11 protein-coding genes are annotated in these 14,743 nt (G+C 59.5%); 4 read left to right on the top strand and 7 right to left on the bottom strand.

Annotation, left to right across the window (positions count from 1 at the left end; all coding sequences use genetic code 11):
* Positions 1-151: 151 nt before the first annotated feature.
* Complete coding sequence (ychF, locus tag AGR13A_RS10950) at positions 152-1,255, bottom strand: redox-regulated ATPase YchF (RefSeq protein ID WP_080835421.1); 1,104 nt, start codon at positions 1,253-1,255, stop codon at positions 152-154.
* Between the two features lie 252 nt (positions 1,256-1,507).
* Here ychF and clpS point away from each other — a divergent pair, with 252 nt between their 5' ends.
* A complete protein-coding gene (gene clpS, locus AGR13A_RS10945; RefSeq protein WP_035220214.1) occupies positions 1,508-1,819 on the top strand; it encodes an ATP-dependent Clp protease adapter ClpS in 312 nt (103 codons plus the stop codon).
* A 3-nt stretch (positions 1,820-1,822) separates the two neighbouring features.
* On the opposite strand, the gene AGR13A_RS10940 is transcribed toward clpS, so the two are convergent.
* The 5 genes from AGR13A_RS10940 to AGR13A_RS10920 form a co-directional block, all read right to left on the bottom strand.
* Complete coding sequence (locus AGR13A_RS10940) at positions 1,823-2,275, bottom strand: GNAT family N-acetyltransferase (protein ID WP_080835419.1); 453 nt, start codon at positions 2,273-2,275, stop codon at positions 1,823-1,825.
* A 7-nt stretch (positions 2,276-2,282) separates the two neighbouring features.
* Complete coding sequence (gene pth, locus AGR13A_RS10935; protein ID WP_080835416.1) at positions 2,283-2,999, bottom strand: aminoacyl-tRNA hydrolase; 717 nt, start codon at positions 2,997-2,999, stop codon at positions 2,283-2,285.
* A 77-nt stretch (positions 3,000-3,076) separates the two neighbouring features.
* Positions 3,077-3,790 carry a substrate-binding periplasmic protein gene (locus AGR13A_RS10930; protein ID WP_080836767.1) on the bottom strand — a complete coding sequence of 238 codons (714 nt, stop codon included), beginning with the start codon at positions 3,788-3,790 and terminating at the stop codon, positions 3,077-3,079.
* Positions 3,791-3,806: 16 nt separating this feature from the next.
* Positions 3,807-6,194: an EAL domain-containing protein gene (locus AGR13A_RS10925; RefSeq protein WP_080835413.1), complete on the bottom strand. Its 2,388-nt coding sequence runs from the start codon at positions 6,192-6,194 to the stop codon at positions 3,807-3,809.
* A 241-nt stretch (positions 6,195-6,435) separates the two neighbouring features.
* Positions 6,436-7,041 (bottom strand): 50S ribosomal protein L25/general stress protein Ctc, encoded by a 606-nt coding sequence (locus AGR13A_RS10920; protein WP_035220222.1) that lies wholly within the window; start codon positions 7,039-7,041, stop codon positions 6,436-6,438.
* Positions 7,042-7,347: 306 nt separating this feature from the next.
* Here AGR13A_RS10920 and AGR13A_RS10915 point away from each other — a divergent pair, with 306 nt between their 5' ends.
* The 3 genes from AGR13A_RS10915 (at position 7,348) to adh (ending at position 12,239) form a co-directional block, all read left to right on the top strand.
* Positions 7,348-9,429 carry a putative bifunctional diguanylate cyclase/phosphodiesterase gene (locus AGR13A_RS10915; RefSeq protein WP_080836765.1) on the top strand — a complete coding sequence of 694 codons (2,082 nt, stop codon included), beginning with the start codon at positions 7,348-7,350 and terminating at the stop codon, positions 9,427-9,429.
* 108 nt (positions 9,430-9,537) lie between these two features.
* Complete coding sequence (locus AGR13A_RS10910; RefSeq protein WP_035220224.1) at positions 9,538-10,497, top strand: helix-turn-helix domain-containing protein; 960 nt, start codon at positions 9,538-9,540, stop codon at positions 10,495-10,497.
* 224 nt (positions 10,498-10,721) lie between these two features.
* A complete protein-coding gene (gene adh / locus AGR13A_RS10905; protein ID WP_080835410.1) occupies positions 10,722-12,239 on the top strand; it encodes an aldehyde dehydrogenase in 1,518 nt (505 codons plus the stop codon).
* Positions 12,240-12,429: 190 nt separating this feature from the next.
* Here the strand turns inward: adh and AGR13A_RS10900 are convergent, their stop codons facing one another.
* On the bottom strand, positions 12,430-14,697 hold the full coding sequence (locus tag AGR13A_RS10900) for a methyl-accepting chemotaxis protein (RefSeq protein ID WP_080835407.1): 2,268 nt from the start codon (positions 14,695-14,697) through the stop codon (positions 12,430-12,432).
* Between the last annotated feature and the right edge of the window lie 46 nt (positions 14,698-14,743).

Genomic DNA, 14,743 nt, shown 5'->3' with positions numbered 1-14,743 from the left:
CGAGCGTCGAGATATTCGGGGGAGGGTGCCCCCTCATCCGACCCTTCGGGCCACCTTCTCCCCGGCGGTGAGAAGAAACAAGCGGCCAGATCTGCGCCCACTTATCGCCTTCAAAGGAAGTGACCTGACCGCAAGCAGGCTCCGCTCCAGATCAGGTATTGAAGCGGAAATGGATGACGTCGCCGTCCTGAACGACATATTCCTTGCCTTCGTCGCGCCCTTTGCCGGCTTCCTTGGCGCCGACTTCGCCCTTGTAGGCGATGTAGTCGTCAAAGCTGATGGTGAAGGCGCGGATGAAGCCGCGTTCGAAATCGGTATGGATGACGCCGGCGGCGGCAGGGGCCTTGGTGCCGCGCACGATCGTCCAGGCGCGGGTTTCCTTCGGGCCGACGGTGAAATAGGTGATGAGGTCGAGCAGGTGATAGCCGGCCCGGATCAACCGGTCGAGACCCGCTTCGGTAAGCCCCAGCGCCGAGAGGAATTCCTCGGCTTCATCGGCGGGGAGCTGCGCGACTTCGGCTTCGATTGCCGCCGAGATGATCACACATTCGGCGCCCTGTTGCTTTGCCATCGCTGCGACGGCCTCAGTGTGCTCGTTGCCGGACGATGCATCGGCTTCCGAGACGTTGCAGACATAAAGCACCGGGTGCGACGTCAGAAGGTTGAGGCCCTTGAGGATTTCGATCTCCTCCGCCGCCAGCGTCTTCAAAAGCAGGCGTGCCGGCTTTCCGTCGTTGAGCAGCGCGATGACGGCTTCCATGACAGGCAGCTGGGCGAGGGATTCCTTGTCCTTGCTGCTGGCGCGCTTGCGGGTCTGCTCGACGCGGCGTTCCAGGCTTTCAAGGTCGGCGAGCATCAGCTCCGTCTCGATCGTGTCAGCATCGCCGACCGGATTGATGCGGCCTTCCACATGGGTGATATCGTCGTCTTCGAAGCAGCGCAGGACATGCACGACGGCATCGACTTCGCGGATATTGGCCAGGAACTTGTTGCCGAGACCTTCACCCTTCGACGCGCCGCGCACCAGGCCGGCAATGTCCACGAAGGAAATGCGGGTCGGGATGATCTCCTTCGAGCCGGCGATGGCTGCAAGCTGCTGCATGCGCGGGTCCGGCACGGCCACTTCGCCGGTGTTGGGCTCGATGGTGCAGAAAGGATAGTTGGCGGCCTGCGCGGCGGCCGTTTTCGTCAGCGCGTTGAAGAGGGTGGACTTGCCGACATTTGGCAATCCAACGATACCGCATTTGAAGCCCATGGCTTGAAACCTGTCCGTTTGAAAGAATTCGTTGAGGAGCCTTTTGAGGAAAGGGCAGGGCAAGGTCAAGCCCGTGGGCCGATTTGGGCGAGCAAAGCCCTGCGAATGGTGCGGAATTTCGCGCGGCCGGCGTGCCGGGCTTGTCGATGCTGCGGTTGCGGCGCAATATGCGCCGGTCGAGCGACCGATCTTTCGTCATCAATGGGGGGTTCCCCATGCGCAATATCTGAGTGACAATTACGGGCGACAATAATGAGTGACAGTCCTGTCGATCTCAAACCGAAACCGAAAGTCAAACCGAAGCTGGAACGGCCGAAGCTTTACAAGGTCATCCTGCTGAATGACGATTATACGCCGCGTGAATTCGTAACCGTTGTGCTGAAAGCCGTGTTCCGCATGAGCGAAGACACCGGCCGCCGCGTCATGATGACGGCGCATCGCTTCGGCAGCGCGGTCGTCGTCGTCTGCGAGCGCGACATTGCCGAGACAAAGGCCAAGGAGGCGACCGATCTTGGCAAGGAGGCGGGTTTTCCGCTGATGTTCACCACCGAACCGGAGGAGTGAGCGTCAATCCTGCCGGATCTGGAAACCGGTCTTGTTCTGGACAAAGCCGCAGCTTTCGTAAAAGGCGTGAACCTCGGGATGCTGTCGGCCGGTCAGCAGCATCACCTTGTAGCAATTTGCGGCAAAGGCGGCCTCGATGGCATGGCGCACCACCGCGCGGCCATAGCCGCGGCCGCGATGGGTTTCCAGCGTCACCACGTTTTCGATGAGGGCATAGGGGCGGGCGGCGCGTGTCAGGTTCGGAACGACCAGAAGCGTGGCGGTCGCGACCGGTTCTCCGGCCTCGGTTGCCAGAAACACGGTGAGGCCGGGTTGGCCGAGCATTGCGGTGAAAGCGGCTCTTGCCTCTTGTGCCGTCAATTGCGGGTCGGACGGATTGAGCGCCCGATAAAGCTCAAGCAGGCCGGGCAGGTCGGCGGAGCCGGCTTCGCGCAGGACGAGGGTTGCTGAAGACATGCGAAACCTAGTCCTTCTTGCCGAACATCCGCTTCAGCATTTCGGCCATGGGTCCGGTTTCAGGCAGCTTTTTCGGCTGGGCGCTGTTGCGGGCCTGATGGATGTGGGACTGTGCCGCGGGTTTGGCCGCCTTAGCAGGTTTTTCCGTTTCCGGCTTGCTGCCGGTGGCCAGCGCCAGCTTGTTCATCAGCTGCGAATCCTCCGCCTTCACCAGCATGGCGGCATTGTCGGCAATGGCGTCCAGCAACGGCTCCAGCCAGACACGGTCGGCCTTGGCGAAATCGCCGAGTACATGGCCATGCACGCGCTCCTTGTCGCCGGGATGGCCGATGCCGAGACGCAGGCGGCGATATTCCTTGCCACAATGGGCATCGAGCGATTTCAGGCCATTATGGCCGCCATGGCCACCGCCGGTCTTGATGCGTGCGCGGCCGGCGGGGAGATCGAGTTCGTCATGGATGGCGATGATGTCCGCCGGCGTGAGCTTGAAGAAGCGCATGGCCTCGCCGACGGATTCGCCGGAAAGGTTCATATAGGTGAGCGGCTTCATCAGCAGAACTTTCTCGCCGCCGATCTCGCCTTCGGAAATCTCCGCCTTGAACTTTCTCGCCCAGGGCGAGAAGGAGGGCAGGCGCTGTAGCGCATCGACGGCCATGAAACCGATATTGTGGCGGTTTCCCGCATATTGCGAGCCGGGATTACCGAGTCCTGCGATGATCTTCATGGGGCATGTCCGCGTTTTGCCTGACGATGCTGTTGTCACCACCCCGAAATCCGTCGGCTGTCAATCATTTTATCAGTTCAGGGGCTGACGAGATTGTAGCGGTCGAATATGCGCTGCTGTGTTCCATCGGCGATCAGCCTGTCCAGCCGGGCCTGCAATTTCGCGATCACTGCGTCGGGAACGCTTTTATTGCATGCAAGACCCAGCTGTTGCCGCGTGAAGGTTATCACTTCCTTGAATGTATCTGCTGGCAGGCTTTTGAAGGTGCTTTCCGACATGGGCATCAGGTCGATTCTTCCAACTCTCAACTTATGAAGCGTGATCTGGAAGTCAGAGCCGACGTCGACCTGCGGGAAACCGAGCCTTTCCAGAAGGCTTTCGGTATAGTCGCCGCGCTGGGTGCCGACCCGGTATTTCTTGGCGTCCTCAAGGCTTGAAACATCGATATCCGCCTCGCGACGCGCCACAAGAATATTGCGGTCGCTGTGGATCGGCGAGACCCATTTGAAGAGCTTTTCACGTTCGGCGGTTCTTGCCGCAGCGAAGACACAATGCATGGGCTGCGTTGTTGCCATGGCGATTGCGCGTGCCCAGGGCATGACGGCGACTTCGTAATCCGTGCCGGTTTCCTCAAGCACGATCTTGAGCTGGTCGATATAGACGCCCCGCACGCTGCCGTCGCCGGCCTGCATATTGTAAGGCGGATAGACCTCGGTCGTCAGGAAAAGCTTGGCCGCACAGGCCGGATTGGCGAGAGCAAGAAAGATCAGACAGAAGCGGATCAATCTCATCGTTGCTCCCACCGGCTCAGGCTTGTCGCGCCGCGGGGTGGCTTGCGCCGGAAGCCGCGTCCAATGCATCCATCAGTCTTCCGATGGGTTGGGGACGTGCAAACAGGTAGCCCTGTCCGTAATCCGCGCCTATCGCCGTCAGAAGCTCCTTCTGCTCTTCCGTCTCAACGCCTTCGGCGATGACGGCGCAGTTCATCTTGTGGGAGATGGCGGCGATGCCCTCCACCAGCATGCGGTTGCGCTGTCTTATCTCCATTGCGTCGTCGCAGATCGAGCGGGTGAAAGACTGGTCAATCTTGACGATATCGACCGGAAAACGGCTGAGATAGCTGAGCGACGAGTAACCTGTTCCGAAATCGTCCAGCGCGATGCGGCAGCCCAGCTGATGAATGGCGTTGAGGATCGCCCGGATTTGCGGGTCGTCCTTCATGATCACAGCTTCGGTGATCTCGATGACCAGCCGTTTGGGGAGAATGCCGTGCCGATGCAGCACACCGGCGATACGCGTCGGCAATCCCGGCTCGAACTGCAACGGCGAAAAATTCACCGCCACATATGTCTGCTCCATACCCGGCAGGCGCGACAGCCGTGCGAGATTGGCGATCGACTGATCGAGGATGACGTTGCCGATGCGGTGGATCGTGCCGTTTTCTTCCGCAAGGCTGATGATGGCGGCGGGGGAGAGCAGACCCTTTTCCGGGTGGTTAAGACGCAAAAGCGCCTCGAAACCCGCCGTTCGGCCGCTTGCAAGGTCCTGAATCGGCTGGAAATAAGCCTCGAACCAGTCGTCGGAGAGTGCCTGCGCTATATCCCGTTCCAGTTCCGCATGCTCGCGCGCCCGGTCCATGATCGAGCTGTCGAAGACCTGCGAACCGTTCTTGCCGGTTCTTTTGCGGGTATACATGGCCATGTCGGCATTCTGCAAAAGCTCCGAGGCGCTGGAAGCATGCAGAGGATAGACGGCCATGCCGATACTGGCGCTGAGACGGATGCTGTTGTTCTCGATCTCGAAGGGTGTGTCCAGCATGGTGCAGACGCGTTCGCAGAACTGCAGGGCGCGCTCTTCCACCTTGTCGCCGGCAAGCAGAATGGCAAATTCGTCGCCACCCAGGCGCGAGGCGCTGTCGAGCGGCGTCAGCAACGGCTCGAGCTTCATTGTGAATTCCCGCAGAACCGCGTCGCCCGCCGCATGGCCGAGATTGTCGTTAATGGCCTTGAACCGATCGAGGTCGATGAACAGGCACGCCAGTTCGCTGCCGTTCCGGTCCGCATCGCGAATCTGCAGGTCGAGGATCGCCTCAAAACCCTGGCGATTGAAAAGGCCGGTCAGATGGTCGGAAATGGCTTGCTGGCGGTTGCGCTTTTCCGACTGGCGCAGCTCGGTCACATCAGTCATGACGCAGAGACATGTGCTCTGCTGTGTAGCATCACCGGAATCGAGGGCTTTTTCGAGAATAAGCGCGTCCATGACGTCGCCATCCATGCAATGGAAGCGGACGGTGATGCCGGTATGCGCGGCGTCCGGCGACTGCTGGGCAGCCTTGCGTTTCTGGAACAGGGAGCGATCATCCGGGTGGATGAGATCGGCGAAATTCAGGCCAAGTATCTTCGCGCGGTCGTAACCGGTCGCCTGCACCCAATAGTCGCTGACGGCGGCAATGCGGTCGTGCCTGTCGAGCGAGAACAGCATGGCGGGCGTCCGGTTGTAGATTTCCGTCTTCCGCTCATGGGCGTTCTTGATCTCCAGCTCTTCCTTTTCGAGCTGGGTCTGCATCTCGTTGAAGCTCTTCGCCAGCCTGCCGATCTCGTCCTTCGACCGCCAGTCGACGTGGTGACGCGAGCCGAGGCGCCGTGTCGCCTCAATGGCGGCTGCAAGCCGCATCAGCGGGCGGATGACCATGAAGCGGTTGCCGGCAATGGCCGCCAGCACAATGGTGAGAATGGCAAGGATGAAAATCGTGATGAACGACAATTCGGTGCGGCTGAGAGATGTCAGAAGGCTGACATCGTCATAATAGATCGTCAGCTGCCCGACCTTGACGGAGCCCTTGGTGGTTTTGTAGGCGACGTCGCGCGTCGTCGAGGAGGCGTCCTGAATGAAGTCGCTGCCGGCTGTCTGAACGATGTCGAGCTGACCGGAGGTGTCCTTGACCTCGACCATCTTGATCATGGGGTCGGAAACGAGGGTCCCGGTAATCTGGTTTATCGTGTCGTCGTCGAGATCCCACAGGGGGCGGGCAAGCGCCTGGGCATTTGTTGAGAGCAGAATTTCAAGGTGATTACGCTGGCTGCGAATAGCCTCGTGATAGGAGAGCGTCAGCAAAAGCGTGAATAGCGGAGCGACCACTGTAAGAAGTGCGCCGGAAACAATCGCGATGAAGCGGCTTTCGACGGAATGAGCCATGTTCTATTGCAGTTACCCTTGCCCCTGAATTGCTGCGCGCCATTTTCCACCCGTCCGGTGTTTTCATGACAGCGCAGGGGTATCGTTTCATGGAATTGTTAATCGACGCTGAAACAGGTCCGGCATCATGCACGGGGCAGAAGGGTTTCTGTCTTTAAAGTTCATAAAAACTAAAAAGCCCGTTCCGAAAACGGAACGGGCTTAAATGTCTGGAGCTGTCCGGCCTTGCGGCCGCCGATTATTATTCGGAAGCTTCTTCAGCCGTTTCTTCTGCAACGCCGCCAGCCGGAGCAACGATCGTTGCGATCGTGAAGTCACGGTCGGCGATCACAGGGGTGATGTTCTTCGGCAGCTTCACATTCGAAATGTGAACGTTGTCACCGATCTTCAGACCAGAGAGATCAACCGTGATGAATTCCGGAATGTCGTTGGCCGGGCAGTGGAATTCCACCGTGTGACGAACGATGTTCAGAACGCCGCCGATCTTGATGTCCGACTTTTCTTCGTTGACGAAGTGAACCGGAACTTCAACGTTGACGAGCGTGTTGCCCGAAACGCGCAGGAAGTCGACATGCATGGTGAAGTCGCGGACCGGATCAAGCTGGTAATCCTTCGGGAGAACCTTGATCTTCTTGCCGTCGACGTCGATGATCGCAACCGTCGTCATGAAACCGCCGGCGTGGATACGCTTGGTGACTTCGTTGGTCGACAGGGCGATGGAAATGGGGGCCTGCTTGTCACCATAGATGACAGCGGGAATCAAACCGTTGCGGCGAAGTTCACGAGAGGACCCCTTACCAACTCGTTCGCGCGCCTCGGCCTTGAGCTCATACGATTCTTTGCTCATGGCAATTCCTTTCGAGGTTATATGGAGAGTTCACGCCGAACAGAGCGGCCTGAACTGGAGAGGCTTTGAGGCCATCCCGCCCGCGTTGCCTCCAAGGGTGTCTACACGGGTGCGGGCGCTATAATACAAACGGCACATAAAGACAAGGGCCGCGTCTCTCGCCGGAATATCATGCCTTGATTTAATTAGATTATTCTAATTCAAGCAGGCGGTGAAAAGTTTAATCTATGCTTATCCATGCATATAAACCCGCTGCAAACTTGGCAAATGATAAAGCATCCCGGAATTCCAATTGTGTAGATGACAATGCTCAAAGTTCTGCAATGCCTCGCCGTCGATCACGACTATCGATATACCGCCGCAGCGGTCTTCGTCTGCATGCTGGGAAGCTTCGTTACCATACGTCTTTTTTCAAGGGCGCGTCTGGCGACGGGTGTACAGAAGATCAACTGGCTGTTTCTGGCGGGCGTGAACGGCGGTGCGGCGATATGGACAACCCATTTTGTGGCAATGCTGGGTTATGTCGCTGCCGGCGATGTGGGTTATGATCCCTATCTGACGGGACTGTCGCTGCTTATCGCCATTGTAACCACAACGGCGGGTTTCGGCATTTCAGCCTATGGCGGGCGCAGCGTGCTGGTGGAAGCGGGCGGGTTGATACTCGGCCTCGGCATTGCCGCCATGCATTATACCGGCATGGCTGCCTACAATGTTCAGGGCATGATTTTCTGGAACCAGGGCTATGTCATCGCCTCGCTGGTGCTGGGAGCGATGCTGGGCGCCATTGCAATCAATCGCGTCGCGCGTCCGGTCAACTGGTTCTGCCAGTACAGCGCGGTAACCTTTCTCATCCTTGCCATCGCCTCGATGCACTATACCGGCATGGCCTCGATGTCCTTTGCGTTTGATCCGCGCATTGTCATTCCGGAAAATCTCCTGCCGCCGGCCGTCATGGGTGGCGGCGCCATCGCGGTGACGCTTCTGCTTCTGGCGCTCGGGCTTTCCACCTATGTCATCGATGCCCAGTCCACCCAGCAGGCGGTTGCCCGCTATCGCCATCTTTCGCTGCATGATCCGCTGACGGGCATTCCCAACCGGGCGGCGTTCATTGAGCATCTCAATCGCCGCACGCGCTATCTCTCCATGGGTGCACATACGGCGCTCCTCTCCATCGATCTCGACCGTTTCAAGGAAATCAATGACGTGCATGGTCATGCGGCGGGCGATGCCGTGTTGCGCGCCATCGCCGACCGGGCGAGTTCTGTCCTGAAAGCCGGCGAGTTTCTGGCCCGTATGGGCGGTGACGAGTTCGTGGCGATGACCCATTCCTATTACACCCGTGCCGATGGCGCGGAATTTGCGCAGCGACTGATCGAACAGATCAGCAAGCCGGTCGAATGGAACGGGCAGACATTCTGCGTGGGCGCGAGCGTGGGCATATCGGTGCGCAATACCAGCGCCATCGATGCCGATACGCTGATGGCGCAGGCCGATGTCGCCATGTATCGCGCGAAAAGCGGGACTTCGGATACGATCTGCTTCTACGATAAGTCCATGGACGAGGCGGCCCGCGCGCGCAACGTCTTGGCGATTGCCATGCGCAGCGGCCTCGCCAGTAATGAGTTTGAGCTTTATTACCAGCAGCAGAACGATACGAGGAGCGGCAGTATCGTCGGTTTTGAGGCGCTTTTGCGCTGGAACCATCCGGAGCGCGGCATGGTCTCGCCTGCCGAATTTATTCCGATCGCCGAACAGACCGGCTTCATCGTCGATCTGGGCGAATGGGTTCTGCGTGAAGCCTGCGCGCAGGCGGCTCTCTGGAAGAAATCGCTTTCCATTGCTGTCAATGTCGCGCCGCAGCAGCTTGCGGATAATGATTTTCCCGAGAAGGTCGAGAGAATTCTCGCTGATACCGGGCTTGCGCCGGAGAGGCTGGAACTGGAAATCACGGAAGGCAGCATTATCGCCGACCACCGCCATGCGCTCGTCACCATCCGCAAGCTCAAGGCGCTTGGCGTCAAGATCGCCATGGATGACTATGGCACCGGCTATTCCTCCCTGTCGACCCTGCAAAGCTTCCCTTTCGACAAGATCAAGATCGACCGTGCCTTCATCGATGGCCTGTCGACCAACGTACAGTCGGAGGCGATTGTCCGCTCGACGCTCATTCTGGCGCACAGCCTCAATATTCCCGTGCTTGCGGAAGGGGTGGAGACCAAGGCCCATATCGAATTCCTGCGACGGGAAGGCTGCCTGCAGGTGCAGGGCTTCTTCTTCGGCAGACCCGGGCCGCTGACCTCCATCGCCAATCTTGTGGACGATACCTTCCTGACGGTGGAAGACGAGCCGAAAATCACCACAGGGCGGCGTTACTTCAAGGCTGTCTGATCGTCCGGCGCAGCCCGCGGTTGCGCCGAGGAATGCTGGTCGCGAAGTTTTTAGTTGAAACGGGAACGCTTCCAGCGCACCATCGCCGAAAAGCTTTGGGAGGAGCGAATGCCGACAGACATCGCCCATGCAGAACGCGTGTATGAAACAGCACGCCAGCGTTCCGCAGCCGCAAGTTCCCCGATCATCGCCTCATGGCGCCGCTGCATGGTCAAGCATCGCCTTGCGCCAGAGGAAAACCGCAAGCCGATCTTCCTCAGCGAGTTTGAATTTCGCCGCGCCCGCGAAAGCTCTGCCGGGCTGATCGCCGAAAGCAGCGATGAACTCGACCGTATTTTCCACAGCGTCGGCAAGTCCGGCTGCTGCCTGCTTTTGACCGATGCGCAGGGCGTTGCGCTGGAACGGCGCGGTGCCGCCGGTGATGACCGCGATTTCCGTGCGCTCGGCCTTTGGTCCGGTGCGGTCTGGAGCGAGGCAAGCGTTGGCACCAACGGTATCGGTACGGCGCTTGTCGACGAGCGTTCGGTGGTGGTTTATCGCGATCAGCATTTTTTCACATCCAATACGGAACTCTGCTGCACCACGGCGCCCATCCGCGACCACACGGGCAGGGTGACGGGTGCGCTCGATATCTCCACCTGCCGCGACGACATCAATGAGATGACCTTCTCCTTCGTCACCCAGGCGGTGAGGGATGCGGCGCAGCGCATCGAGGGCAATCTTTTCCGCCGCGCCTTTCCCGGCGCACGCATCGTTGTGGTGCCGACGAGCTTTGGCGCGGCTCTTTCGCTGCTTGCCGTGGATCAGGACGATCTTGTTCTGGGGGCGACACGTGCGGCGCGTCTGGCGCTGAAGCTCGATGACCATGCCATCGCGCAGGGGGTGCCAGCTTCGGATGTTTTGCAGGAGCAGCGTCACGATGGCGGTTCCGATCTTGCGGAAGCGGAGCGCTCGGCGTTGCGCCGCGTTCTTTCCCGCACGAATGGCAATGTCACGCAGGCCGCATCCCTGCTCGGTATCAGCCGGGCGACGCTTCACCGCAAGATGAAGAAGCTTGCCGTGCACTGAGGGCAGAACCCTTGAAATAGAGGTTTCAGACCGAGTTCAGGCCTCATTTCACGCAGAAACCGGCCTCATTTGCCGTTAAACCGATCTGTCGCGCGGGTTTGTCGCAGATGTGAGACAATGTGCGATGCGGAACCACGACGCCCCACTACCGGCCGCCGCCATCTAGGCCCACCTTTCTCCCATGCGGTCCGTCGCGGATCGTTTTCATCAGGGAGGATGAAATCATGAATATTCAGGTTCAGCAGAAAGCCGGCGAAGCGCCCTTCAAGCTGAAATACGGCAACTACATCGGCGGCAAGTGGGTGGAGCCGAAATCCGGCCGCTACATGGACAATCTGTCACCGGTGACGGGTCACAAGATCTGCGAGGTTCCGCGCTCGGATGCGGCCGATATCGAGTTCGCACTGGATGCGGCCCACAAGGCACGGGAAAAATGGGGCAAGACGAGCGTTACGGAACGCTCCAACATCCTGCTCAAGATCGCCCAGCGTATCGAGGACAATCTCGACCTCATCGCGCGGGCCGAAACCTGGGATAACGGCAAGCCGCTGCGTGAAACAACCAATGCGGATATTCCGCTGACGATCGACCATTTCCGTTATTTCGCGGGCTGCATCCGCGCACAGGAAGGCACGATCGGCGAAATCGACAACGACACGGTCGCCTATCATTTCCATGAACCGCTCGGCGTCGTCGGTCAGATCATACCGTGGAACTTCCCGATCCTGATGGCCGCCTGGAAACTCGCGCCCGCTCTTGCCGCCGGTAATTGCGTCGTGCTGAAGCCGGCCGAACAGACGCCTGCCTCCATTCTCGTCGTGATGGAGCTTATCGAAGACCTGCTGCCGCCCGGCGTTCTCAACATCGTCAATGGTACCGGTCTTGAAGCCGGCAAGCCGCTGGCGCAGAGCAATCGCATCGCCAAGATCGCCTTCACCGGCTCCACCTCGGTCGGCAAGGAAATCATGCGTTATGCGGCTGACAACGTCACCAACATCACGCTGGAACTGGGCGGCAAGTCGCCGAACATCTTCTTTGCCGATGTGATGAACGAAGACGACGCCTTCCTCGACAAGGCGCTAGAAGGTTTCGCCTTCTTCGCGCTCAACCAGGGTGAGGTCTGCACATGCCCCTCGCGTGCGCTGGTGCATGAATCGATCTATGACCGCTTCATGGAGAAGGCGATCAAGCGCGTTCAGGCCATCAGCCAGGACGATCCGCTCAATCCGTCGACCATGCTTGGCGCACAGGCCTCGCAGGAACAGTTCGACAAGATCATGAGCTATCTTGATATCGGCAAGAAGGAAGGCGCAAGGGTTCTGACCGGCGGCGACCGCAAGACGCTGACCGGCGACCTGAAAGACGGATATTACATCCAGCCGACGGTCTTCGAAGGCAACAACAAGATGCGGATTTTCCAGGAAGAAATCTTCGGCCCGGTTGTTTCCGTCACCACCTTCAAGACGGTGGAGGAAGCGCTCGAAATCGCCAATGACACGGTTTACGGTCTGGGCGCCGGGGTCTGGAGCCGGGATACCAATGTCGCCTACCGGGCGGGCCGGGGCATCGAAGCGGGCCGTGTGTGGACGAACTGCTACCATGTCTATCCGGCGGGTGCGGCTTTCGGCGGTTACAAGCAGTCGGGTATCGGTCGTGAGACCCACAAGATGATGCTCGATCACTACCAGCAGACCAAGAACCTGCTCGTATCCTACAGCCCGAACAAGGTTGGCTTCTTCTGAGTTCCTCCCCGGAAGCCGGCGACGGATCATCGTGATCCTGCGCCGCCGGCGTGTTCCCAGGGGCTTCGGCCCCTGGGAGCCCGGATCGGGTTCTCAGGCAAAATAAAAGGCCGGAGGTTTTGCCTCCGGCCTTTTTGATGACGGGGAGCGGAAAACCTCCCCTCCGTCATCCTCGCTCTTTTTGTTCCGATCAGGCCGCGTAGCGCTGGTCCCGCTGCCGGGTTTCGCCTACCGAGAACTGTCCCACCTGCTCGGTCAGGCCGTCCGCCTCGTTCGCCAGCGAGAAGGCAGCAGCCGTCGTTTCCTCCACCATCGCCGCATTCTGCTGGGTGACATGGTCGAGTTCGTTGACGGAGGCATTGATTTCGCTGAGGCGGCCGGACTGTTCGCGCGACGCCGTGGCGATTTCGCCGATCTGGTCGTTGACCGACTGGATGCGTTTCTGGATCTGCTCGAGGCTTTCGCCGGTCTTCAGCACCAGCGCCACACCGCTTTCCACATCGCCTGCGGACGTGGCGATCAGCGTCGTGATGTCACGGGCGGCGGCCGCCGATTTCTGGGCGAGTTCGCGAACCTCCTGCGCCACGACCGCAAAGCCCTTGCCGGCCTCGCCGGCGCGGGCGGCTTCCACACCGGCATTCAGCGCCAGCAGATTGGTCTGGAAGGCGATCTGGTCGATGACGTCGATGATCTGGCGAATCTTGGCCGATGAGGTCTCGATGCGTTCCATGGCAACGATCGCTTCCTTCACGACGGCCGTGGATTTATGGGCGTCCTGCATCGTGCCCGCCGTTGCCTCGACGGCGACGTTGCAGCGTGACAGGGAGACATTGACGGCCTGCGTCATGTCTCCGAGTGCCGCTGCGGCTTCTTCAAGTGCCGCAGCCTGGCGTTCCGTACGGCGCGACAGGTCTTCCGAGGCGCTTTTCAGTTCGCCCGAGCCGGAGCGGATGGCATTGGCGCTTTCGCCGATACTGGAGATCGTCGCGTCCAGCCCCGCGATGGAGTTGTTGAAATCGATGCGCAGATGGTCGAGCGACGGCACGAAGGATTTTTCGATGCGAAGATCGAGCCTGCCAGCCGCAAGATTGGCGAGACCGGTTGCAAGGGCGTCGACAGCCTCTTCCAGTTCCCTGGCGCTTCTTGCCTTTTCCATTTCGCGCTGGGCGCGTTCCTCGTCCAGCTCCTCGCTCTTGCGATGGGACTCGGCTTCCATGTGCTGCTTGTCGAGAATACCCTGGCGGAAAGATTCCAAAGCGCGCGCCATGGTGCCGATCTCGTCGCCACGGGAGACCGCCTTGATTTCGATATCGTTTTCACCGCCGTTCAGGCGCTCCATCAGCCCGGCGAGGCCGGTCAGTGGCTTGGTCAGGCTGGCGGAAACGAAGATGCCGACGAGGGTCATGACGGCAAGGACAGCCAGTGTGGCCAGTGTCGCCCAGAAGGCCAGATCGTTGGCGGCGGCGAGAACCTTGCTTTCCTGCTGGCCGATCGCCAGAAGATGCTTCTGTCCGAAGACGGTGACCGGGCGATAGGCGTAGAAGATGTTGCCCGCAGGTGTCTGCGCCATCACCGTTCCGGCTTCGCTGGTGTTCGAAAGGGCCACAAGGCTTTCGGAAACGGCGGCATCGGCGCCGGCCGAGAGAACGCCTGCCCGCAGCTTGCCTTCCGCGCTCAGAAGAACGGCGTCATCGATCGACTTGCCTGTTTCCTCGGGGGTGACTACTGCGCCGATCCGGTCGGGTGAAATGCGCATGATGACAGCGCCCTTGCGCTGCAGCTGGCCCCAGTTCGAGACCGCGAGCGGCATGCCGACCAAGGCAGAATCATTAGCGCCGCCAACGCCGAACCCGGTGGTGCTGACGACGCCATCCTTGCCCGCTTCGATACGGTCGAACAATTCCTTGATCGTGCTGTTTTGCGGTTCCGACACATTGGTCAGGAAGTTTTTGCCCTTGGTCACGGAATAGATAATGAGACCGGCCTTGTCGATCACATAGATGTCGCTGACCCGGGTGTTGCGCCAGACGCTGGCAATGGCCGCGTTGATTGTCGCGTGACGGATGGCGTAAAGCAGCCGCAATCCTTCGCCGCTGAAGGAGGCGCGCTCTTCCTCGGATACGTTTTCGCGGCGGAAGGCCTGGATGATCGCTTCCTTTTCCGTCGGCACAACGGTGGTCATGGTTTCCAGCGCCTGTGCGATCGCGGCATTCTGCGACAGCTCGGAAATGCTTTGTTCGACGCGCAGCGTATAGGCATCAAGCTGCTTGGACTGATTTCCTGCAACCGTTTCGAGCCTGATTTCGCTGGCGTCGATCAGGCCGGACTTGCCCATCTCATATGACAGCAGCCCTACCGAAAGGCATGAAACCAGCGTCGCGCCCGTGACGAGCGCTGCGAATTTAGCTTTTATAGACAATGATTTAGCTTTGACAGCAGTCGGATTTGCACCCGGCATCCTGTTTCCTCCCCCCAAAAAAACGTTGCCGCAGCGTCGCAACAAT

It is taken from the genome of Agrobacterium genomosp. 13 str. CFBP 6927 (genome assembly GCA_900012615.1).
Taxonomy (GTDB): domain Bacteria; phylum Pseudomonadota; class Alphaproteobacteria; order Rhizobiales; family Rhizobiaceae; genus Agrobacterium.
The sequence above is the reverse complement of the archived record's forward strand: the minus strand, read 5'-3'. Positions and strand labels throughout refer to the sequence as shown.